We start from the raw sequence: 22,737 nt of genomic DNA, 5'->3' as shown, positions 1-22,737 counted from the left end.
TGGCGCACTTCGCTGAAGCAACGCCGATCTGCACCTACCCTGGTTTGCATGACGAATCCGAGCGACCCGTGGGCGCAGCGTCCGGATTCACCCGATACGCCGACCGAGAAGCTCGGCGCATCGGGCCGGCATCCGGACGACGGCGCGTCACACACGACGGAATACTCGGAAGCGTACGGTCAGAGCCCCGAGCCGTACGAGAGCACTCGCCCCTACGGACATCCCGGGCCCTACGAACACACCGCGCCCTACGAATTCCCGTCCCACCCGGAATATCAGGGCCAGTACTTCGAACAATCACCCGGCCCGAACGCGACGCGCGAACTTCCGCCCTACGACGGCCAATGGGGCGCGTACGAATCCGGGTACAGCGAACCCGGTGAATACCCCCCTTACGGTTCCGGCGGTCCCGGCACCACCGCCCCGCAGGGAGCGGTCGGGCCGACCGGGCTGCCCGTCGAACCGCCGCGCCGCAGCCGCACCGGCCTGTGGATCGCGCTGACCGCGGCCGTCTTCGTCCTGGTGGTCCTGGGCGGGATCGCCGCCGGACTGCTGCTCGCCGGCAACGACTCCTCGTCCTCCGATGCGGCCGCCACCGGCCGGCCCGCGCCGACGCGCGTCCCCGTGGTGCCGCCCAACCCGTCCGGCGGCGCGAAACCCAGCCTCCCGCAGCTCCCGGGCCTCGGCGATATCGACGGCCTCGGCGCGACCATGGGCACCGTGAACAGCAACGACGGGACGACCATCATGCTGCAGTCGCTGCTGGGAAACTCGGTCACCGTGCACACCGATGCGGATACCCAGGTCATCTCGATGGGCACCGGGAAGGTGTCCGATCTGAAACAGGGCGACATGGTGGTCGTGCAGGGGGACAAGAACCCCGACGGGTCCATCAAGGCGAAGATCATCATCAGCACCCAACTGCCGCGTTGATTTGCCTCCGCTTCGCTCCGGCGGGGTCTCGGCCCCCTATGCCTCGATTTCACTCCTCTGCTCAGTCGCTGCGCTCCCTCGCTCCGTCGCTCCGAAATCGAGGCGGTCCGACACCCACCAAGGCGAACGGCTCGTAGAAGTACGCCACTGTTCGACGCGGCGCCGATAACACAGCTTGTGCGGGGCGAGCAATCGAGTGTGTACCCACTAGACTCTGGGGCGATGACAGCAGCAATCTGGTTCGGCCTCGCGGCGATCGCACTGGTGGGTGCGATCGTATTGCTGTATTTCGATCGCGTGCAGCGGCAGCGGACCGGACACGTACGGCAGGTCTGGGCCAAATCCCAGGGATACACCTACGTTTCGGTCGAACCTTCGCTGGCATCGACATGGCGGCGGGGCGCGATGGCCAAACTGGGGTATCTGTCCGCGATCGATGTGGTTTCCGGTAATCGCAAGGGCGAGAAGTTCGTTCTGTTCGATCTGGAGGATGCCGCGACGCTGGTCGCCGTGCGCCGCCAGATCGGCTCGGACATCGATATCGACCTGCGTCTCAAAACCGCCTCCCCGCCCAAGGACGCCGACCTCGAACTGCTCGGCGCGATCGGCGACCGCGTGGTCTTCGCGACCAATCCGGACGTCGCTCGCCACGCCGTCGACCAGCGGATGGTCCACTTCATCGAAACGCTGCCGTCGACCGTGCAGCAGTTGTGGAGTGAGGGCAACTGGACGCTGGGCATGCTGCCGGTCGGCACCGTGGCCAAGGATTGGGAAGCCGCGATCGACTCCGTGCTGCGGCTCTCGGGTCTGCTGCATGTGCTGCCGCCGGTGGCCGGTGGCGACCGCGGCCGCCTGGAATCCGATCAGCACGATCCCGGTCGTCCGCGTCCGAACGCCGCCGACGAACCGGGCGAAGCCGATCGGGGTTACGGCGACGGCTACCGCGACGAGGCGATCGTCCCGCGCGGCGACGACTTCGACGACTACGACGATCGCCGCGGTGACCGGTTCGAGCGCTTCGACGACGACGTGGACGGCATCGACCGCGCGGACACCCGGCGTGGCGGCACCGACGCACCGGCCGCTCCCCGGCCCGGCGACACGCGCGACTCCGGCGAGCGTCCGGCATCCGATGCGGTGGACCGCGAGGGCGGCGTGATCGCCCCACCGGTCGGCGATCCCGCGGGCGAGGCCGAGCAGCAGCCGCCGCGCCGCCCGGCGCTCGCGGTCGTGCCGGATCCCCGCAACCGGGTCCGGCGCAACTGGCCGCCCGCCGAGGAATTCCTCGAGGGCGAGGAAACCGATTCGGCCGCAGAGGATTTCGACGAACCGCACGCCGAGGACGAGCTGCCGCAGCGTCCGGGCGGACCGTTCCATCCGGGGTTCCGTCCCTATCAGGGCCCCGCACCGCGGTGACCGGTCCGGTTCGCGAACCGGTGTCCGGGCGCCGGGATTATCCGCCCGACACTAGGTGGTTGACGACCCATGACCGATAGCCCCGCAGACTCGGGGGCCGCCCGCCTCCCCGGCGCCACCCGGCCGGTCGCCCTGGTGACCGGACCGACCTCCGGTATCGGCCAGGGCTACGCCACCCGGCTGGCCTCCCTCGGCTACGACCTGGTGCTGGTGGCGCGCGACGAGCAACGCCTCACGGCCCTCGCCGCGGAATTGCAGCACCGCTTCGATACCCGCAGCGAGATCCTGGCCGCGGATCTGGCCCGGTCGCAGGACCGCGAGACCGTGGCCGACCGGCTCGGTGCGGGCGTGGACTTCCTGGTCAACAATGCCGGCTTCGGTATCTCGGGTGAGTTCTGGACCGTGGAACCGCGGGAATTGCAGGCCCAACTGGATGTCAATGTCACCGCGGTGCTGCAATTGACGCGTGCCGCACTGCCGCCGATGATCGCCGCCGCCAAGGGTTCGGTGGTCAACGTCGCCAGTGTGGCCGGGCTGGTACCGGGCCGCGGCTCGACCTATTCGGCCTCCAAGGCCTACGTCATATCCTTGACCGAGGGTCTGGCCGGCGGACTGGCCGGGACCGGGGTCCGGGTGCAGGCGCTGTGCCCGGGATTCGTGCACACGGAATTTCACGAGCGCGCCGGAATCGAGATGTCGTCGCTACCGAAACCCCTGTGGCTCGACGTCGAGCAGGTGGTGTCCGGTTCGCTGCAGGATCTGGAGAAGGACCGGGTGATCAGCGTGCCCGGGGTGCAGTACAAGGCGCTCACCACCGTCGCCGGGCTGATCCCGCGGAATCTGGTCACCCGGCTCAACCGAGGCATGTTCAACGCACGGGGAAGGACATAAACCCACATGATCGAATCCACCACCGACCGCGACAGATTGGCCGAGCTGGTCCGGGAGCTCGCCGTCGTGTACGGCCGGGTGACCCTGTCCTCCGGTAAGGAGGCCGACTACTACGTCGATCTGCGCCGGGCGACCCTGCATCATCAGGCGGCGCCGCTGATCGGCACCCTGCTGCGAGAGTTGGTGTCGGACTGGGAATTCGACGCCGTCGGCGGTCTCACCATGGGCGCGGATCCGGTGGCGCTGGCGATGCTGCACGCCCCCGGCCGCCCGCTGAACGCGTTCGTGGTGCGCAAGGCCGCCAAGACGCACGGCATGCAGCGGCAGATCGAGGGGCCGGAGATCTCCGGTAAGCGGGTGCTGGTCGTCGAGGACACCACGACCACCGGCAATTCGCCGCTGACCGCGGTCCGGGCGCTGCGCGAGGCCGGTGCGACCGTGGTCGGCGTCGCCACCGTGGTCGATCGCGAGACCGGCGCCGACCAGGTGATTGCCGCGGAGGGACTGGAGTACCGCTCCATTCTGGGCCTGAAGGATCTGGCTCTGGGGTGACATTCGGGCCTGGGTTAGCCTGGACGCTGGTCTTATGTCGGACAGTGTGAAGGGTCGAGTGAGTCTCCTGTGGTGAGCATTGCAGTGAACGAGGGTCGCAAGAACGTTGCGATGCTCGGCATCGGGGCATACCGGCCGAAACGTATCGTCAGCAACGCCGACGTCTGCGAGGTTCTCGATTCCACCCCGGAGTGGATCTTCGAGCGGACCGGCATTCGCAATCGTCGCTGGATCAGCGGTGACGAGACTCTGCGCTCCATGTCGGCGGCCGCCGGTGAGCGGGCGATCACCAACAGCGGTATCGACCGCACCAAGATCAGTGCGCTGATCCTCGCCACCTCCAGCTGGCTCAAGCTCACCCCGCACGGCGCACCTTCGGTGGCCTTCGATCTGGGGATGAACGGCATCCCGGCCTTCGACCTCACCTCCGGTTGCGGCGGCTTCGGCTACGCCCTCGGTGTGGCGGCCGACCTGATCCGGGCCGGTTCCGCCGAATACGTGCTGGTCATCGGCGCGGAAACGATGACGGTCGGCCTCGACCCGACCGACCGCGGCACCGCCATGATCTTCGGCGACGGTGCAGGCGCCGTCGTGGTCGGCCCCAGCGACGTGAACGGCATCTCCCCGACGGTGTGGGGCAGCGACGGGGAGAGTGCCGAGGCGATCTCCCAGGACGTCAACTTCTTCGACTACATGGACCGGGCCGAGCGACTGCAGGGCACCGACCCCGAGGTGGAACCGGTAGGCCGGATGGCGCTGCGGATGGAGGGGCCGCGGGTGTTCCGTTGGGCCGCGGTCACCCTGCCGCGCGCCCTGTCGACCGCGCTGGAGGTGTCGGGCGTGGCCAAGGAGGATATCGAGGTCTTCGTGCCGCATCAGGCCAATGCCCGCATCAACGAGCTGATGAAGAAGAACCTCGGCCTCGCCGACGACATCCCGATGGCCAACGACATCGAGAACACCGGCAACACCTCCGCCGCGTCGATCCCCCTTGCCATGGAGGAGATGCTGGTGACCGGTAAGGCCAAGGGTGGGCAGCTGGCCCTGCTGCTCGGCTTCGGCGCCGGGCTCAGCTACGCCGGGCAGGTGGTCACCCTCCCGCCCAAGCCGATCGAACCCAGCTTCTGAGCAGGCCGGTCGCGACCCGGTCTCCAGTCGTCGCGGACGAGTGAGAAGGATGGATTCCGAATGGCGCGACCGTTCCGTGCGGCCTACGTCGGTGCCGCTGTGATCACCGTGCTCGGTGCGGCTACCGGGCGGGATCGGTGGCAGTGGGCGACGAAACCGCTGCTCATGCCCCTGCTGGCGGCCGATGCGGTGCACTCGGGGCGCGCCGCGAGCGGGACGAGCGCCGGTGCGGACTCCGACCGGGCGCTGCTGCTCGGGTCTCTGGCGGCGGCCACCGTCGGCGACATACTCCTGATCGATCCCGACGACGACCGCCGTCTGGTCGCCGGCGCATCCGCCTTCGCGGTCATGCAGTGCGGATATTCGGCGCTCTGGTGGCGACGCGGTGCGCGGCCGCATCCGACGGTCGCGGTGCCGCGGGTGTTCGCCTGGCTCGGCGCGGCCACTCTGTTGCGGGCGCGTGCGCCTCGTATTGCCGCGCCGCTGACCGCCTACGGTGCGACGCTGGGCACGGCGGCGACCCTCGCCTCCGACCCGGCACTGGCTCCCGGTGCGAAAGTCGTTGCCGGAACCGTGGTTCCGGGAAGTGATCCGCGCAGCCGCCTCGCTCTGGGCGCCTTGTTGTTCACGCTCTCCGACGGCCTGATCGTGCTGCGCCGCCTGTTCGCGCGCACGTCCCGCTCCCGCCGAGCGAGCGAAGCGGTCATCCTCGCGACCTATGCCGGCGCCCAGTATCTGCTGACCGCGCCGGCCGACTTCGACTGAGCCACACCGCCATTGCACGCCACGCGGGCGGTCGGCTCACAGGCAGAGCATGATCCGATCGCGGTCGGCCGGATCCACCCGAATCGAAATCGTCTCGCCCACATGCATTCTCGGCCGGTCGATCGGCGCGACATCGAAAACGACCGTGCCCCGATAGGTCTCCGACCCCGGAACCGTCAGCTCCAGATCGAGTTCGGTCAGTTCCGTGTGGTGATCGGTGTACTGCAGCGGATGCACCCGCTCGATGGTCGCCCACCCCTCCAGTCCGTGCCGCAACAACCGCCGATCCGATCGCGTCGGCCGCTGCGCCAGCAGCATTCCGATTCCCACACACGATCCGAACGCGCCCACCAACGCCATGATCTGATACGGCTCGGTCCCCGGCGGCGTGTGCTGATGCACCCACCCCAGCCACAGCCCGAGCACAATCACATACCCGACCGTCACCCCGAGCACGGTCCGAAGAATGCGTACGTGGTCCATAACCGCCTCCACCACCCCGCGGATACCTCAAGAATAAGCCCCACCCCTCCCACCCGGCCCGGATAGCACATAACGGACAGACACGTTTCGGCCAACCGGCCGAGACGGTGGTCACCCGCCGATCGCCCGACTTCGCCGGCCGCAGCCGGGCCCTTCACCGCCGGGGACCGGCTATTCGGACCGTGATCCGGTCAGCGCGGTCAGATCGATTGTGACGGGAGTGCCGGACAAATCGATCCGAACTGTCGATTGATTGTCGGCAATCAATTCGTAGTAGTCGCCGAGCAATCGATATCCGGTCAGTGTTGTCGGGGCGTCGAGGTCGACGAGCCAATAGTGTTCGATCCCGGCCTCGGCGTATTCGGCGAACTTGGCGACCCGGTCGGTGCGCCGCGACCCGGGGGAGAGAATCTCTACCGCCAGCAAGACCTCGTCCGCATTCCAACGCGGGTTGGTCTCGATTCCAGCGTCGGGGACGACGATGAGATCGGGAACTCGGACAGTCGGGGGAGCTACCGGGTCGATGACAACCTCGGTCCCGGTCAGGACACCGAGCGTCGGCGGCAGTTGTGGCTCCAGTTGTGCCGCAAGGCGCCACATCGCTCGTTGGTGCTTCGACACCGGCCTCGGTGACACGATGAGTACCCCCTCCACGAGCTCGTAGCTACGGCTGTTGTCCTCCGGTAGCGCCTCCCAGTCCGCCATCGTCAGTAGACGATCGGGCCAATGCGTAACCACGTGCTCACCTCCTCTCGTATGCCCTGGTCCACTCAGTGTTCCACAGGTGACCGACAACCCCAGGCAGTCCAGCGGCGAGCCGCTGTCGCCGCGCTATCCCCGCAGACGCAGCACGGCCATCACCCGGCGGTGGTGGGTGTCCGACGGGGGCAGATCCAACTTCAGGAAGATGTTGCCGATGTGTTTTTCCACCGCGCGTTCGGTCACGGTGAGGGTGGTGGCGATGGAGGCGTTGGTGAGGCCCTGGGCCATCAGTTCCAGGACTTCGCGTTCACGAGGCGTGAGGCGGGCGAGCGAATCCTGTTGCCGGGCAGCGCCGAACAGCTGGCTCACCACCTCGGGGTCGAGGGCGGTGCCGCCGGTGGCGACGCGCTGCAGGGCGTCGACGAATTCGCGGACGTCGGCCACCCGGTCCTTGAGGAGGTAGCCGACACCGCCCGCACCGCCGGCGAGAAGTTCGGTGGCGTAACGGGTTTCGACCCATTGCGAGAAGACGAGGACACCGGTGCCGGGGAATTTGCGGCGCAGTTCGATGGCGGCGAGCAGACCTTCGTCGGTGAACGAGGGCGGCATCCGCACGTCGACCACGGCGACGTCGGGGCGGGTCTCGGCCACGAGCTCGCTCAGCCGCATCGCATCGCCGACCATGGCCACGATCTCGTGCCCGCGATCGGTGAGCAACCCGGCCAGACCGTCCCGCAGGATCGCGCTGTCCTCGGCGATCACGATGCGCAGCGCCTCGGCGTTGCGTCCACTCGCGGCCTCGGCCGTACTCATTGCGGCCCCGCGATCGGCAGGGTGACGGTGATGTTCGTGGGTCCACCGACCGGGCTGTCGACGCTCAGATTGCCGTCGACGGCCCGCGCCCGCGCGGCGAGGCCGGCCAGGCCGCCGCCGACCAGCCGCTCGGTCGGCGCATCGGCATCGGCCTCGGATTCCCGGGCGACCGGACCGGGCTGCCGTACCCCACCGTGTCCGTTGTCGCGCACACTCACCATCATCGTGGCCGCACCCGACGGCGCGACGGACACCCACGCCGCGCTCGCCCCCGAATGTTTCACCACATTGGTGAGCAGTTCCGCGACCGAGAAGTACGCGATCGCCTCGATTGCCGGACTGGGTCGCTGCGGCAGGTGGACACGCAGTTCGACCGGTATCGCGCACCGCGCGGTCAGCGTCTCCAGCGCCGGTTCCAGCCCCAGTTCGAGTGCCGGGGGATGGATGCCGCGGACCAGTTCCCGCAGCTCGGCGATGGCATCCTTCGAGCTCGCGCGGGCATCGGCGATGAGCGCGGCCGGATCGGCGCCGGCGGCGAGCCGTTCCTCGGCGCGTCCCAGCGTCATCGCGATGCTCACCAGCCGCGCCTGGGTGCCGTCGTGCAGATCGCGTTCCAGCCGGCGCAGCGTCGCCGCGGAATCCTCGACCGCGACGCGCCGGCTCTCCTGCAGTTCGACCATCCGCCGATCGCGGGCGGTCGGTGTCAGCAGCGACAGCATCAGTCCGCGATGCGCCCAGCACACCGCGCGCACCAGCCAGGGCAGGAGGAGGCAGCCGATGATCCCCAGCGCCGCCAGACCGAGCACCCGCGGCCAGGTGTCGACGTAGTAGTCGCCGAATTGCGCGAGCGAATGATGTTCGCGCCCTTGCGGATCCACATTGACCGGGTGAAAGACGGCCCACGGGATGGGGGAGATCGCGGTGAAGACCGTCACCGCGATCACGGTCAGCACCACATATCCGACGAACACACCGAGAATCGCCTCGGCGACCAGGAAGACCAGCGCCCGCCACGCGGTGCGATCGGTGAAGACACTGCGGAACCAGCCCACCAGTCCGGGCCGGGCGGTGAAGTCCGGCGGCGCCGGCAGATCGACGGTCAGCAGCGCCGCACCCACCGCGCGGTAGATCCGTCCCCAGATCCGGCCACCCAGCAGCACCCCGGCCAGCAGCGGAGCGCCGATGATCAGGATCGAACTGTAGAGCCCCACGCCGTAGCCGGCGAACAGATAGGCCAGCACCAGGCAGCCCAGGATCGCGGCGACGACCAGGTAGGCCAGCTCTTTCCAGGTCCGTGCCTCGAACGGGGCGCGCAGGATCGCCCGCAGCACCGACCCGGCGGTCGGGCGCGAGTCCGGACGGTCGAGGACGAGCGTCGGTTCGGCGAGTGTCTCGGTCATAGCTTCCATGCTGGTCGGCAACGATCCGCGGGACGAGGGAGCAGACCGGCGGATCGACGGTGTGGACAGCACCACCATCGGATCCGACGGTACCGGGCGCGGCTACGATGACCGGCGTGAATCACCCGCTCCAGCCGCTGCCCGATCCACCGGACGGCGATGTGCCGGGCCCGACCGAGTGGGGTGAACATCCGCACGGCGTCGGCCCGTGGCGCGACGAATTCGGCACCGAGCCGCCCGGCGATCCGCGCCTCGATCCGGAACTGCTCGCGCACGGCGACCGCCGCAACGTCGTCGACGCCTACCGGTACTGGTCGCGGGAGGCGATCGTCGCCGATATCGATACCCGTCGTCACCCGTTCCACATCGCGATCGAGAATTTCGGGCACGACGCCAATATCGGCACGGTGGTACGCACCGCGAACGCCTTCGCCGCCGCGGCGGTCCACATCGTCGGGCGGCGCCGCTGGAATCGCCGCGGTGCGATGGTGACCGACCGGTACCAGCACATCGTGCATCACAGCGATATCGCCGAACTGCTGGAGTTCGCCGAGCGCGAGCATCTCACCGTGGTGGCCGTCGACAACGTGCCCGGATCGGTGCCGCTGGAAACGGCTGCGCTGCCGCGTGATTGCCTGCTCCTGTTCGGTCAGGAAGGACCGGGCGTCACCGAGACCGCCAAACGGGCCGCGGTCATGACGGTGTCGATCGCGCAGTTCGGCTCGACTCGCAGTATCAACGCGGGTGTCGCCGCCGGAATCGCCATGCACGCGTGGATAACCCAGCACGCCGACCTCGAACGCTCTTGGTGATCATCGCGATTCACGCAGTGCCGCGGCCGTCGCGGATTCGCGGCAGCGCAGCAGATCGTCCGGGGTTCCCTGGAAGACGATCCGGCCGCCGTGCCGGCCGGGCCCCGGTCCGAGGTCGATCACCCGATCGGCCGCGCGGACGACGTCGAGGTTGTGTTCGATGACGACCACGGTGTTGCCCCGGTCGATCAGATGGTCGAACAGCTGGATCAGCGTATCGATATCGCGCAGATGCAGGCCGGTCGTCGGCTCGTCGAGGACGTAGAGGGTGTGCCGGTCACCGCGCGCGAGTTCCTTGGCGATCTTCAGCCGCTGGCATTCTCCGCCGGACAGCGTGGTCAGCGACTGCCCGAGCCGCAGATAACCGAGTCCGACCTCGTCGAGATGCCGCAGCCCGCGCGCGACCGCGGGCAGTCGCCGGATGGCCTCCGCGACGGTCAGATCGTCGATATCGGCGATGCTCAGGCCGTCGACGGTGTAACCGAGCACCCGATCGGTGAACCGGCGACCGCCGCACGCCGAGCACACCGTTTCCTGACCGTCCATGAACGCCAGATCGGTGTAGATCACGCCGGCGCCCTCGCACACCGGGCAGCCGCCCTCGGAGTTCGCGCTGAACAGCGCGGCGCTCACTCCGTTGCGCTTCGCGAACAGGGTGCGCACCGCGCCGGCGATGCCGGCGTAGGTGAGCGGCGTGGACCTCCGATTGGTGCCCACCGGACGCTGGTCGACCACTGTCGCCGGATGCCGCTGTACCAGTTCCGCGGCCAGACTCGACTTACCCGAACCCGCGACGCCGGTGAGGACGGTCAGCACACCGGTCGCGATGTCGACCGAGAGGTCGCGCAGATTGTTGCGAGTCGCGTTGTCGATGCGCAGCTTTCCGGTCGGCACCCGCGGCGTGCGGCCGGTGCGCCGGACCCGCAACGCCTGCCCGGTGGGCGTGTCCGCGGTCGCCAACCGCTCGAAGTCGCCGGTGAACACGATTCGTCCGCCCTCTGCTCCGGCTCCCGGACCGACCTCGACGATGTGGTCGGCCACTCGCATCACATCCGGATCGTGTTCCACCACCAGGACGCTGTTGCCCTTGTCCCGCAACGATTTCAGCAGTTCGGTCATCGGCCGCACGTCGTGCGGATGCAATCCGACCGTGGGTTCGTCGAAGACGTAGAGCATTTCGGTGAGGCTGCTGCCGAGATGGCGAACGGTCTTGATGCGCTGCGATTCTCCGCCGGACAGCGTCGTCGTCGGACGCGACAGCGACAGATAGCCGAGCCCGATGTGCGCGAGGGCCCGGAGCCGTTCGTGCAGCGCGGACACCACCGACACCATCTCGGGGGCGCGCACCCCGGTGATCAGGTCGGCGAGTTCACCGATCTCCATCCGGCTCATCTCGACGATGGTGCGGTCGAGTACCCGCGCCGAGCGGGCCGCCGGATTCAACCGTTGCCCGTCGCATTCCGGGCACGGGCCGGAGCGGGTGAACCGTTGCAGCACAGCCTGTTTGCGTTCGGACAGGTTGTCGGAGGTGTGCAGATACACCCGCTCGAACAGTTCGATCACCCCTTCGTAGTCCTTCGGCGCGCGTGGCCGCAGGGCAGCGGCGGCCGGCCCGCCGTGCAGCAGTGCTTCGCGTTCGGCGGGGGTCCAGTCGCGCAGCGGCGTCGTCGGATCGAAGGCCCCGAGTTCGGCGTAGCGGCGGTACCAGTACTGGCCGGCGGCGAAGCCAGGCAATCGGATCGCGCCCTGTTCCAGCGAGAGATCCGGGTCGAGCACCTGCTCCATATCGGGAACGAGGGTTTCGCCGAGACCGGAACAGGCGGGGCACATTCCGGCCGGATCGTTGAACGAGAAGTGATTGGATTCCCCGACGTACGGCTGCCCGATACGCGAAAACAACAGGCGCAGATAGGTGTACGCGTCGGTGATGGTGCCGACCGTCGAACGGGCGTTGCCGCCGAGCCGCTTCTGATCGATCACCACCACCGGCGAGAGCCCGGCGATCAGGTCCACCTCGGGGCGCGTCCAGCGCGGCAGCCGATTGCGCACGAACGGCGGATAGGTCTCGTTCACCTGATACCCCGCCTCGGCCGCGATGGTGTCGAAAACCAGCGACGATTTGCCCGAGCCGGACACTCCGGCGAACACCACCAGCCGGCCCCTCGGCACGTCGATATCCACGCTTTTGAGGTTGTTGGTGCGCGCTGCGCGAATGCGGATCGAAGTCATATCTCGACGCTAAGGACAGATGTGGACAACTTGTGACCGCAATTCGCGGAGGATGGAGTCATGAGCGCCACTCGCCGCCTGCTCGATCTGCTCGCCTATCTGCAGACCGGCCGCCGCTACACCGGCGCCGAACTGGCCGCCCGCCTGGAGACCAGTCCGCGTACGGTCCGCCGCGATGTCGAGCGGCTGCGCGAATACGGCTATCCGGTCACCGCCCAGCCCGGCCCGGGCGGCTTCTACCAGCTCACCGCCGGCCGCATCCTCCCGCCGCTGGTCTTCGACGACGACGAGGCGATCGCCACGGTCGTCGCCCTCGGCATGCTCGCGGCGACGTCGGAACCACAGCCTCAGCCGGAACCACAGCGCCAGCCGGAACCACAGCGCCCCTCGGATATCGGCGCGGCCGCCCTGCGCGCCTTCGGCAAGATCGACCAGTTGCTGCCGAAGCGGTTGCGAGGCCGGGCGAACGCGGTGCGGGCGACCGTGGAGACGGCCGCGGTGGCGGCGCCCGCTGTCGATGCGGCGGTGCTGGCACTCGTGGCCAAGGCCGCGGCCGACCACGAACAGCTCGTCTTCGACTACCGCACCCGCACCGGCGCCGTTGCCCGCCGCCGGGTCGAACCGTATCGGCAGGTGTATCAGCATCTGCGCTGGTATCTGCTGGCCTGGGACCGCGACCGCGGGGATTGGCGCACCTTCCGCCTGGATCGCATGGCCGATATCGCCGCCACCGGAACGACTTTCGAGCCGCGACGACTACCGGCCGAGACAGCCGCTGGCTATCTGCGGCGCGAGCTCACCGCCGGCCGGCATCGCGCGGTCGTCACCGTCGCCGCTCCCGCCGCGGCGGTCGCCGACATCCTGAAATTCCAGGACTGCGATATCGAGTCGCACGGACCGCAGCGCTGCCGGATCACCACGTGGGTGGATTCGTTCGAATGGCTGGTCCTCAATCTCGCCTTCCTCGACGCCGATTTCGTGCTCGAGGAGCCGCCCGCGTTCCGCGACCGATCCCGCGCTCTCGCAGCACGTTTGGATCGCGCGGCCGATGCCGCGGAACCGGGCTGACGCGCCGTGGCTGGCGGGCCGGCTCGGCACGTCGCGGACACGAGTCGATCGGGTAACAAATCGGGCGCGAAATCGGGGCTCGGACTGGCACGATGTACCCATGAACTCGCGGAGCGACGACGTGCAACCGCGTCCGCATCTGCGGCGGGGGCGCGCACGAGTCGATTCCGCTGCCGAGCCGGGCGCCGAGATCTGGGCACAGCGAGCCGATGCGGCCGAATCGGCGATCGTGTCCCGGCATCTGCGGCGGTTGTGGCTGCTGCCGAGGGCCGAGCTGGGCGTGGTCGGCTGGCCCGCCACCCGGGGGGAGCGGCTGTTTCTCAGCTGGAACTACTGGTGGCAGGCCCATCTGATCGACTGTGCGGTCGATGCCGCCAACCGAGAGCCCACCCCGGCCCGCACCGCGCGCATCGCCGCCGTCGCGCATGGGCTCCGGCTGCGCAACATCACCGGCTGGACCAACAACTACTACGACGATATGGCGTGGCTCGCAATTGCTTTGGAGCGGGCCGAACGCACAAGGGGCCTCACCGAGGTGCGCGGCGGGCTGATCGCGCTGGAGCAGCAGCTCATGGCGGGGTGGCAGCCGGAGATCGGTGCGGTGCCGTGGCGTAAGGGCGCCGACTATTTCAACGCGCCCGCCAACGGCCCGGCCGCCATCGCCCTCGCGCGTCTGGGGCATCACGAGCGCGCCGCGCAGATCGCCGATTGGATCGATGCCACGCTGCGCGATCCGGAAACGGGATTGATCCTCGACGGAATCCACCTGCCCTCGGGCCGGATCGAACGGCCGACGTTCAGCTACTGCCAGGGCGTGGTCCTCGGATTGGAAACCGAACTGGCCGTCCGGACCGGAGACGCTCGTCACCTGGAGCGGGTCCAGCTACTGCTCCGCGCGGTCGAGGACCACATGACCGAACGGAATGTCGTCACCGGCGGGGGCGGGGGCGACGGCGGTCTGTTCAACGGAATTCTCGCCCGGTATCTCGCGCTGGTGGCGATCATGCTGCCCGGGGACGAGATGCCGCAACGATCGGTCCGTCGCTCGGCGGCCGCGATCGTGAAGGCGTCGGCCCGCGCGGCCTGGGACCGCCGGCTCGAGGTCGAGGGCGACCCGCTGTTCGGCCACGACTGGAACGAACCGGCACGGCTGCCGGGCGGCATCGCCGGCGCCGGACGGTCGACCTCGGGAGGTTCGGTCATCTCGTCGCGGACACCGGAACGAGATCTGTCGGTACAGCTGTCGGGCTGGATGTTGATGGAGGCCGCGCAGGTGGTAACGGCCGCCGGACTCTGACGTCGCCCTCGGCCGGGCCCGGTCAGTGCCGGGGATCGGTCCACACGATGCGCGCGGGCCCAGCGGCGGCCGTGCGCTCGGGGCGGACGGTGCGCAGCGGCACGGTGTCCGGATAGTCGGCGGCCCTGATCTCGAGCGGCAGCGTGTCCAGGGCATCCGAATCGAAAGCGTCGAAGCTCTGGGCGTCGAAGGGCTGGCCTTCGTGAGCCTCGAGGTCCACATCGAAGTCCTCGGCCGGCCGCGACATCTCCGCCCGGTACTGCCGCAGCCCGATCACGGTGCCGATGATCAGCACCACGATCAACGAGCCGCTCACGGTCGGCATCAGCCAGGACACCTTGTTCAGGTAGCCGCCGGTGTAGTAGCCGAGCAGCAGCAGAATCGGCGCCCAGATCACCGCACCGATCGAACTGGCCACGGTGTAGCGGCGATGGTCCATTCCGGCCGCCCCGGCGACCAGCGGGCACAGCGTGCGCACCCACGGAATCCAGCGCGCGATGAGCACGGCCGCGAACCCGTGCCGATGCAGCAGATCCGATACCCGGGCCAGATTCTCGGCGTTGACGTACTTGCCGTTCTTGCGGGCTATCAGGCGATGGCCGGTGCGGGTGCCGATCACATACCCCACCTGGTTACCGGCGATGGCCGCCAGCATGGTCGCCACCACCAATGCCCATACCTGCGTATGCCCCGTCTCGTGGGAGGCGAAGATGATGCCGGCGGTCAGCAGCATCGAATCGCCGGGCAGGAACAGGCCGATGATCACCGCGCACTCGAGGAAGACGAAGACCAGGACGACGGTCCAGACGAGTGCCGGCCCGGCGGACTGCAGCGGATCGAATCCGCCCAGTGCAAGGGGTAACGGCGTAGCAGGCAATGGTGTCAGTGCGTGGGTTCGTTCGTCGGTACGGACATCGTGGGCTCCTCGATCTCGAGCACCGGCTCGTGGTTACGCAGCTTCTTCGCCACGGAGATGATGGCGGGCAGGATCGAGACGAACACGATCAGCAGGAAGATGGCCTCGACGTGATCGCGAATGAACCCGACGTTCCCCAGGAAGTACCCGAGGACCGTGATGCCGCCGGCCCACAGAATGCCACCGATGATGTCGAAGGTGAGGAATTTGCGGTAATCCATTTTCGACACGCCCGCGAGCACCGGCATGAAGGTACGCACGATCGGCACGAACCGGGCCAGGATGATGGTCTTCGGGCCGTACTTCTCGAAGAACGCGTGTGTCTCGGTGATGTAGCGCTGTTTGAAGAAGCGCCCGTCCTCCTTGTGGAACAGCGCGGGCCCGATGGCACGGCCGATCCAATAGGCGCACTGGTCGCCGGCGATCGCGGTCACCGCCACGGCCGGGACGAGCACCCAGATCGATACCGGCGGATGTTCGACCGCCGCGAGCAGACCGCCGGTGAACAGCAGCGAATCGCCCGGCAGGATCGGGAACAGCAGCCCTGTCTCGATGAAGACGATGACCAGAATGGCCGGCAGCACCGCATTCGACATCCAGGTATCGGTCAGCAGATACATGGGGTCGAGCAACTTGTGGACGGAGAATCCGTCGGCGAGGGTATTCGTGATGGCCAGCGTGGTCACGGGCCCCACAGTACCGGTCACCGTGCGATCTCACCGAACCTCACGGGAACCTCTCAGGCGTTGGCGAATTTCGGTCAACCGAGTTTCGGACCGCTCCCGGCGGTCGACGCGGGTGCGCGCCGGGCCCGGCAAGCCCGCCGCAAGCGCGCCCGACCGCATCCCGCCTTTCGCGACAACGGGCCATGAACTTAGGGTATGGGCTGACAGAATTGTTGTTCGCAGCACACATACGGAGGTCACTCAGTGCCCATCGCGACTCCGGAGGTCTACGCCGAGATGCTCGGTCGGGCCAAAGAGAACTCCTTCGCCTTCCCCGCGATCAACTGCACCTCCTCGGAGACCATCAACGCGGCCATCCGCGGGTTCGCCGAGGCCGGCAGTGACGGCATCATCCAGTTCTCCACCGGCGGGGCCGAATTCGGTTCCGGCCAGGGTGTGAAGGACATGGTCACCGGTGCGGTCGCGCTGGCGGAGTTCGCTCATGTGGTGGCAGCCAAGTACGACGTGACGATCGCGCTGCACACCGACCACTGCCCCAAGGACAAGCTGGACGGTTTCGTGCGTCCGCTGCTGGCCATCTCGCAGGAGCGGGTGAAGGCCGGGCAGAACCCGCTGTTCCAGTCCCACATGTGGGACGGCTCGGCCATCCCGATCGACGAGAACCTCGAGATCGCCAAGGAACTGCTGAAGCAGTCGGCCGCGGCGAACATCATTCTCGAGGTCGAGATCGGCGTCGTCGGTGGCGAAGAGGACGGTGTCGAAGCCGAGATCAACGAGAAGCTCTACACCTCGTCGGAGGACTTCGCCAAGACCATCGACGCCCTGGGCGCCGGTGAGAACGGCAAGTATCTGCTCGCCGCCACCTTCGGCAATGTGCACGGCGTCTACAAGCCGGGCAACGTGGTGCTCAAGCCCGAGGTGCTGGCCGAGGGGCAGCGCGTGGCCGCGGCCAAGCTCGGTCTGGGCGACGGCGCCAAGCCGTTCGACTTCGTCTTCCACGGCGGCTCGGGCTCGCTGAAGTCGGAGATCGACGACTCGCTGAAGTACGGCGTGGTGAAGATGAACGTCGACACCGACACCCAGTACGCCTTCACCCGTCCGATCGCGGCGCACATGTTCAGCAACTACGACGGTGTGCTGAAGATCGACGGTGAGGTCGGTAACAAGAAGGCCTACGACCCGCGCAGCTACCTGAAGAAGGCCGAGACCTCGATGGCCGAGCGGGTCATCGAAGCCTGCAACGACCTGCGTTCGGCCGGTAAGTCGGTCAGCGCGAAGTAGTAGTTCCGGAAGCGGAACGAGGGTGCGCCGCCCGGCGGGCGGCGCACCCTCGGCATTCGCGGCCGCCGTGGTGACGGGTTGTCCCATTCGGAGCGGCACGGGATGATCATCTCCGTGAGCAGATGGGCACTGTGCCGGATATCCGGTCGACGCGAGGAACGAGACCGGTGAGCGATCCGACCGGCCCCCAACCTGTTTCGCCCACCGGTCTCGACGTCCGCGTACTCGGTCCCGTACAACTCTCGGTCGGTGGCACCGCCGTCGCGGTGGGCGGACCCAAACCGCGGGCGCTGCTGGCCGCCCTGGCGGTCAACCGGCGGCGTGCGGTCTCGTCGCAGGCGTTGGCCGATATCGTCTGGAACGAGGAACCGCCGGACTCCTATCAGGCGAGCCTGCAGGTGTTCGTCTCCAATATTCGTAAGGCGCTGCGTAATTCGGGAGTCGACTCGGCCGCGGTGCTGCGCACCGAATCCTCCGGCTATCGACTCGAGATCACCGACGACGAGTGCGATCTGGGCCGATTCGAGGCCACCCACAAGGCCGCGATCGAGGCCGCCGCGGCGGGCGACCACGAGGGCGCGTCGCGGTTGTACGGTGCGGCACTGGAACAGTGGAGCGGCAAGGCCCTCGACGATCTGTCCGGTACCCGCTTCGCCGACACCTTCGCCACCGCGATGGACGAGGAACGCCTGCTGGTCGCATCCGCCCGCATAGATGCCGAAATCGCTTGTGGCCGAGCCTCGTCGGTGGTCGGCGAATTGGTGGCGATGACGAACGAGCATCCGATGCGGGAACCGCTGTGGGTCCAGCTCATCACCGCGCTGTACCTGTCCGGCCGCCAGGCCGACGCGCTGGAGGCCTGCCGCCGGGTGCGCGCGATACTCGCCGACGAACTCGGCATCGATCCGGGGCCGGCGCTGGCCGAACTGGAGAAGCGCGTCCTGCGCCAGGAACCGCTCAACACGATGGCCATCGCCCAGGTCGAGCGGATGGCCAAGGCGATGACCGAAACCGTCACCGAAACCCCGCGCAGCGCACGCGCCGGACGGCTGCGGCTGGCGGACGGCCGGGTGGTGCCGATCGCCAAGGGCGGCTTGAAGATCGGCCGCATGACCGACAACGATCTGATCCTCGACGATCCGAAGGTCAGCCGCTATCACGCGCACGTGCTGCCCAGCCGGGCCGGGATGCTGATCAAGGATCTGGCCTCGGCCAACGGCATCTACGTCGACGATGTGGTCGTCGACAGCGGCACCATGCTGTTCGGCGGGGAACTCATCCGGATCGGTTCGACGGTGCTGAGTTTCGAGGCCGAGACCGAATAGGCCGCGCCGGACACACCCGCGGGTGCGCGATAACCGCCGTGGCGCGGCATCGCCCGGGTAGGGTCGGCGCGGGTGCTGTCCGCGGAGCGAGGTCGCGGGTAGGGGAAATCATCGGTCGGCGAGGGGTTGCGGATGCGTGTGCGCGTACCGGCTTCGGTCGCAGTGGTGTTGCTGGGCGCCGGACTGCTGGTCGGGCTACCCGGGTCTGCCGTCGCCGAGCCCGGGACCGGTTCGGCGGCAAAGGTTCCCGGCGCCGGGCCGTGTGCCACCGATCCCGTCCCCGTGCACGAGCCGGTGGTGCCGAAGAAGCTCGAGGTGCCGGTCCCGTATCCGGTGGTGACCGTCGATCAAGCACCGCCGCCCGCGATTCCGAAGCGCACGAGCGTGGATCTGCCGGCCGATCCGTGCGTCAGCCCGTGCCCGGACCTCACCGACGGTCCGCCGCCCCCGCCCGGCCTGCTGAACCGGCTCGGCGTGCCGGAAGTGCTATTGAAGCCGAAGCCGTTCTATTTCGCGCTGCCGCCCGGGCCCTCACCCGAACCCGAACCGCCCGCGCCGCCGCGAGCCGCGCCGCCGACCGAACCGGGGCCGGTGGTGGCCGCGCGGCCGGCGCCGAAGGTGAGCCGAGTCCGCGAGGTAGCCAAGGAGACCGGCGCGAATTCGGTGAACCGCACCGACAAGCGCTGGCAGGTCGCCGGCACCGACCTGGGCATCATGTGGGAGAGCGGGCCGGGGGAGATCGCGACGGCCTTCGGCGACACCGTCGGTCACGACTTCCATCCGCCGGGCGGGATGGGTGAGGACTGGCGCAGCAATCTGCTCGCGTTCAGCACGAATCGCGACCTGGACAAGGGCATGATCATCGACCGCATGGTCGCCGACGACCGCTGTCACGCCGCCGAGGTGCTCGCCAGTCGCAAGCAGGACAATATCGAGATCACCACCATTCCGACCTCGGGTTTCGCGCTACCGCATCGGGATTCGGCCGACGGCAGCCGGCAGTTCATGAGCTACATGTCGATTCGGACCTGGAACAGCCTGCCCGGCACCTTCTACACCAACTACGGCGGCATCGCGTACTCCGACGACCACGGGCAGACCTGGACCAAGGATCCGCACGCGCACTGGGACAACATCTTCGGGCTCGCGAATTTCCAGGTGTCGGCGATGGTGCCGCAGGGCGACTACGTCTACCTGTTCGGCACACCGAATACGCGGCTCGGCGCGGTCGGCCTCGCCCGGGTGCCCAAGGACGAGGTGCTCGACACCTCGGCCTATCAGTACTGGCGCGACGGAAACTGGACCCCGGTCGGTGGCGCCGCGTCCGCCACACCGATCGTCGACGGGCCGGTCGGTGAGCTGTCGGTGCGCTACGACAGCGCTCGTGGTGTCTGGCAGATGAGCTATCTCGACACCGCGAAGGCCGCGGTCGTGGTGCGGGAATCGAATGCACCGCAGGGGGTGTGGTCACCGAGTTCGCCGCTGGTGCCCGTCTCGGCCGAATATCCCGAACTCTACGGCGGATTCATCCATCCGTGGTCGACGTCGTCGGATCTCTACTTCACCATCAGCACGTGGAGCGACTACAACGTCTACCTGATGCACGCCCGGCTGGACTGACGCGCGCGATCGCGGTTCAGGACAACTGGACCTCGGCCAGCGCGCGGCCGAACAGCTTCTTGCCCGCGGAGGTGGCGCTCAGCAGAATCGTCGCGACCCGCCGCTCCGGGTCCAGAGACTTGATCCTGGCGGAGAATTCGATCGCGGCCGGCGAAAAACGTTCCACCGGAACGTATCCGGAGAAGCGCACGCTGTAGCTTTGGATCGCCCCCGGATCCCCGAGCCACGAGGTCAGATAGTGCGCGCCCAGACCCATGGTGAGCATGCCGTGCGCGACCACGGTGGGCAGGCCGGCCAGTTCGGCGGCGCGATCGCTGAAGTGGATCGGGTTGGGGTCACCCGCCACACCGGCGTAGTTGACCAGATCGCCGCGGGTGAGGCGCATCGTCGCCGCGGGTAACCGGTCGCCGACCGCGAGATCGTCGAAATTCGGCTGGGTGTCGACGGTCACGGCCCTGCGCGAGTCGGCGCGCGCGGGTTCGGGGGTGGCCTCCTCGGCGCCGATCGGGATCAGCACCTCGGGGGTGGTCGCGCCGACCTCCCGGCGATGCATGACCACACCGTCGACCAGCCGAACGATATCGGCGTCGACCTCGGCGCCCAGGCGCGCCACGATGGTGGTGATACCCACCTGGACGACGGTGTCCTCGGCATCGAGAACGGTGGCCTTCACGGTGATGAAATCGTTTCCGCGCAAATGGCGGATCGATTCGATCTCGGCCTCGCTGCGCAGGACGTCGCCGGCCAGGATCGGGCGGTGGATGTGGAACACCTGATCGGTCTGCAGGATCTGCGACAGGTCGTATTCGCTGAGCACGCTGTCGAGCAGGGCCTGCGTGGTCGCCATGCCGAGCACCGAGGCGAAGGTCGGCGGCGCCATGACGGCATCCCAGCCGAGCTTGGCGGCGTCGGCCTCGAAGTGGTGGGCGGGGTGATGATTCTGCACGGCTCGCGCGAATTCGCGGACCTTCTCCCTGCCCACCTCGTAGCGGTCCCGAATCCGGTAGTGCCGACCGGCCAGTGCCGTGGATGCCGGCGCGTCGGGTGCCAGCTCCGGCATGTCCCTTGCTCCCTGCTCGATTCTTACTGCGTAAACGACAGCACCGGTCGACCACCCCGGAACGGATCAGTGGAGGGTCGGCGGCGTGACAATCCGAGCCATGCTATCGGCGTACCGGACCGCTGACCAGGTGTCTGTGATGTGCATCGCCGGCAACCGGCGCGATGTGACACCGAGGTGACGCACATCATCGACTCCGGCGCGGCTACTGCGCGGCGCCGGCGGGATCGCACACCTTCCAGCCACCGTCGGTCTGCTGCAGATCGAAGGTACGGACGGTCGAGCGGCTCGGATCGGCATCGGTGTAGACGTCGACCTGAGCGACGGCCTTGTCCCCGGTGATCTGGACGCCGTCCACGCCCGCGACCTTCGGGATCTTCTTCTGATCCACCGCCAGCTTGTGCACGCCGGCGTACTGATCGGGTGCGATGTTCTGGTAGAAGTCGTGCAGTTTGCCGCACGTCGCGGACTGGAGCTGGCTCAGGTTCCCGGACGCCAATGCGTTCGTGTAGCTGTTGACCGCGCCCTTGACCTTTGCCTCCGGTGAATTGTCGGAACCGCCGGTGGCCAGGGCGACCACCGCCACGATCGCGACGATCACCACCACGACCGCACCGCCGGCGAGCAACAACCAGCGCTTAGTGCGCGCGGCCTGCCCCGGCGCCGCATCCGGTTCCGCCGCCGGCACCCGCTGCGGTTGTGCCATCGGGCGCGCGGTGACCGACTGCGGTCCGCCCGGCTGGTTCGGCGTACCCGATTGTCCCGGTCCGCCCGGCTGGTTCGGCCCACCCGGTGCGCCCGGCCCGTTCGGCTGTGCGGACAGTGCCGGCGCAGTCATCTTGGTGTCGGCAGGTGACGGCGCGCCGCCGGGGCGCGGGGTTTGACCACCTTGCGCCGCAGGGCCTTTCAGGCCTTGCGCGCCGAGCGCTGCGGCTGCTCCGGACATCCCCGGCCCACCCGGACGCTGTCCGGGTGCCCCTGGACCGTGCCCACCCGGGCCCTGCGGCCCCGGTGAACCCTGCCCCTGCGGTCCGTGCCCGCCCGGGCCTTGGGCGTTCGGGCCCGGTGCCCCCGGACCCTGCGGACCCGCCCCCTGCGGGTTCGGTCCGCCGGGACGCTGAGGGCCCTGTCCACGGCCCTGCGTACCGGGGCCACCGGCAGGACCCTGCTGAGCCGGGCCGTTCGGACCGGCTCCGACTCGCTGTCCCGGCCCGCCCGAGCCCTGTCCCGGCCCGCCGGCCGGGCCCTGCTTTCCCGGTCCGCCCGCGGGACTCTGCTGACCCTGACCGGGTCCGCCAGCCTGGCCTTGCCCCGGTCCGCCGGAACCGCTCGTCCGACCCTGTCCCGGTGCGCCGCCTGC

General features: G+C 68.3%; 20 protein-coding genes and 1 pseudogene. 12 read left to right on the top strand and 9 right to left on the bottom strand.

Going from position 1 to position 22,737, the window contains the following annotated elements:
* The first annotated feature begins 48 nt into the window (after positions 1-48).
* From AC5592_RS31870 to AC5592_RS31845, 6 genes are all read left to right on the top strand, one after another.
* On the top strand, positions 49-933 hold the full coding sequence (locus AC5592_RS31870) for a DUF5666 domain-containing protein (protein WP_063066316.1): 885 nt from the start codon (positions 49-51) through the stop codon (positions 931-933).
* A gap of 222 nt (positions 934-1,155) precedes the next feature.
* A complete protein-coding gene (locus AC5592_RS31865; RefSeq protein ID WP_063066315.1) occupies positions 1,156-2,349 on the top strand; it encodes a TtfA family protein in 1,194 nt (397 codons plus the stop codon).
* A gap of 69 nt (positions 2,350-2,418) precedes the next feature.
* Positions 2,419-3,240 carry an SDR family NAD(P)-dependent oxidoreductase gene (locus AC5592_RS31860; protein WP_051025243.1) on the top strand — a complete coding sequence of 274 codons (822 nt, stop codon included), beginning with the start codon at positions 2,419-2,421 and terminating at the stop codon, positions 3,238-3,240.
* A gap of 6 nt (positions 3,241-3,246) precedes the next feature.
* Positions 3,247-3,792, top strand: a complete 546-nt coding sequence (gene pyrE / locus AC5592_RS31855) for an orotate phosphoribosyltransferase (RefSeq protein ID WP_036506528.1) — start codon at positions 3,247-3,249, stop codon at positions 3,790-3,792.
* 69 nt (positions 3,793-3,861) lie between these two features.
* On the top strand, positions 3,862-4,920 hold the full coding sequence (locus AC5592_RS31850; protein ID WP_036506525.1) for a beta-ketoacyl-ACP synthase III: 1,059 nt from the start codon (positions 3,862-3,864) through the stop codon (positions 4,918-4,920).
* Between the two features lie 60 nt (positions 4,921-4,980).
* On the top strand, positions 4,981-5,685 hold the full coding sequence (locus AC5592_RS31845; RefSeq protein ID WP_063066314.1) for a lysoplasmalogenase family protein: 705 nt from the start codon (positions 4,981-4,983) through the stop codon (positions 5,683-5,685).
* Positions 5,686-5,721: 36 nt separating this feature from the next.
* Here the strand turns inward: AC5592_RS31845 and AC5592_RS31840 are convergent, their stop codons facing one another.
* From AC5592_RS31840 to AC5592_RS31825, 4 genes are all read right to left on the bottom strand, one after another.
* On the bottom strand, positions 5,722-6,168 hold the full coding sequence (locus AC5592_RS31840; RefSeq protein ID WP_036506520.1) for a DUF3592 domain-containing protein: 447 nt from the start codon (positions 6,166-6,168) through the stop codon (positions 5,722-5,724).
* Positions 6,169-6,339: 171 nt separating this feature from the next.
* Complete coding sequence (locus AC5592_RS31835; RefSeq protein ID WP_198163987.1) at positions 6,340-6,906, bottom strand: Uma2 family endonuclease; 567 nt, start codon at positions 6,904-6,906, stop codon at positions 6,340-6,342.
* A 93-nt stretch (positions 6,907-6,999) separates the two neighbouring features.
* Positions 7,000-7,683, bottom strand: coding sequence for a LuxR C-terminal-related transcriptional regulator (locus AC5592_RS31830; protein ID WP_232329645.1), 684 nt, complete (start codon positions 7,681-7,683; stop codon positions 7,000-7,002).
* Positions 7,680-9,083, bottom strand: coding sequence for a sensor histidine kinase (locus tag AC5592_RS31825; RefSeq protein ID WP_232329644.1), 1,404 nt, complete (start codon positions 9,081-9,083; stop codon positions 7,680-7,682). Before AC5592_RS31825 ends, AC5592_RS31830 begins: the two co-directional genes overlap by 4 nt.
* 107 nt (positions 9,084-9,190) lie before the next feature.
* Here AC5592_RS31825 and AC5592_RS31820 point away from each other — a divergent pair, with 107 nt between their 5' ends.
* The gene (locus AC5592_RS31820; RefSeq protein ID WP_051025241.1) at positions 9,191-9,895 is read left to right on the top strand and encodes a TrmH family RNA methyltransferase; all 705 of its coding nucleotides are present in this window, start codon (positions 9,191-9,193) and stop codon (positions 9,893-9,895) included.
* Here AC5592_RS31820 and AC5592_RS31815 read toward each other — a convergent pair whose 3' ends face one another.
* A complete protein-coding gene (locus AC5592_RS31815) occupies positions 9,896-12,124 on the bottom strand; it encodes an ATP-binding cassette domain-containing protein (protein WP_063066312.1) in 2,229 nt (742 codons plus the stop codon). It abuts the gene before it with no gap.
* Between the two features lie 60 nt (positions 12,125-12,184).
* Here AC5592_RS31815 and AC5592_RS31810 point away from each other — a divergent pair, with 60 nt between their 5' ends.
* Entirely contained in the window at positions 12,185-13,192 is a 1,008-nt protein-coding gene (locus AC5592_RS31810; RefSeq protein WP_063066311.1) for a helix-turn-helix transcriptional regulator, read from the top strand.
* Between the two features lie 100 nt (positions 13,193-13,292).
* Positions 13,293-14,489: a glycoside hydrolase family 76 protein gene (locus tag AC5592_RS31805; protein WP_084507496.1), complete on the top strand. Its 1,197-nt coding sequence runs from the start codon at positions 13,293-13,295 to the stop codon at positions 14,487-14,489.
* 214 nt (positions 14,490-14,703) lie between these two features.
* Here AC5592_RS31805 and AC5592_RS31800 read toward each other — a convergent pair.
* Both AC5592_RS31800 and AC5592_RS31795 read right to left on the bottom strand, forming a co-directional pair.
* Positions 14,704-15,375 (bottom strand): annotated as a pseudogene (locus AC5592_RS31800) (DedA family protein); the annotation flags it as partial.
* Entirely contained in the window at positions 15,372-16,025 is a 654-nt protein-coding gene (locus AC5592_RS31795; RefSeq protein ID WP_051025246.1) for a DedA family protein, read from the bottom strand. The pseudogene AC5592_RS31800 and the gene AC5592_RS31795, both read right to left, overlap by 4 nt.
* 309 nt (positions 16,026-16,334) lie before the next feature.
* Here AC5592_RS31795 and fbaA point away from each other — a divergent pair, with 309 nt between their 5' ends.
* From fbaA to AC5592_RS31780, 3 genes are all read left to right on the top strand, one after another.
* Complete coding sequence (fbaA, locus tag AC5592_RS31790) at positions 16,335-17,372, top strand: class II fructose-bisphosphate aldolase (RefSeq protein WP_036506510.1); 1,038 nt, start codon at positions 16,335-16,337, stop codon at positions 17,370-17,372.
* A gap of 167 nt (positions 17,373-17,539) precedes the next feature.
* Positions 17,540-18,697 (top strand): BTAD domain-containing putative transcriptional regulator, encoded by a 1,158-nt coding sequence (locus AC5592_RS31785; protein ID WP_063920431.1) that lies wholly within the window; start codon positions 17,540-17,542, stop codon positions 18,695-18,697.
* A gap of 132 nt (positions 18,698-18,829) precedes the next feature.
* Positions 18,830-20,317 (top strand): glycoside hydrolase family 183 protein, encoded by a 1,488-nt coding sequence (locus AC5592_RS31780; protein WP_063066309.1) that lies wholly within the window; start codon positions 18,830-18,832, stop codon positions 20,315-20,317.
* A gap of 16 nt (positions 20,318-20,333) precedes the next feature.
* Here AC5592_RS31780 and AC5592_RS31775 read toward each other — a convergent pair whose 3' ends face one another.
* Both AC5592_RS31775 and AC5592_RS31770 read right to left on the bottom strand, forming a co-directional pair.
* Entirely contained in the window at positions 20,334-21,377 is a 1,044-nt protein-coding gene (locus AC5592_RS31775) for a fused (3R)-hydroxyacyl-ACP dehydratase subunits HadA/HadB (protein WP_036506502.1), read from the bottom strand.
* 205 nt (positions 21,378-21,582) lie between these two features.
* The gene (locus AC5592_RS31770; protein ID WP_198163986.1) at positions 21,583-22,215 is read right to left on the bottom strand and encodes an Rv0361 family membrane protein; all 633 of its coding nucleotides are present in this window, start codon (positions 22,213-22,215) and stop codon (positions 21,583-21,585) included.
* Between the last annotated feature and the right edge of the window lie 522 nt (positions 22,216-22,737).

This window comes from Nocardia violaceofusca NBRC 14427 (assembly GCF_963869435.1).
Lineage (GTDB): Bacteria > Actinomycetota > Actinomycetes > Mycobacteriales > Mycobacteriaceae > Nocardia > Nocardia aobensis.
The sequence above is the reverse complement of the archived record's forward strand: the minus strand, read 5'-3'. Positions and strand labels throughout refer to the sequence as shown.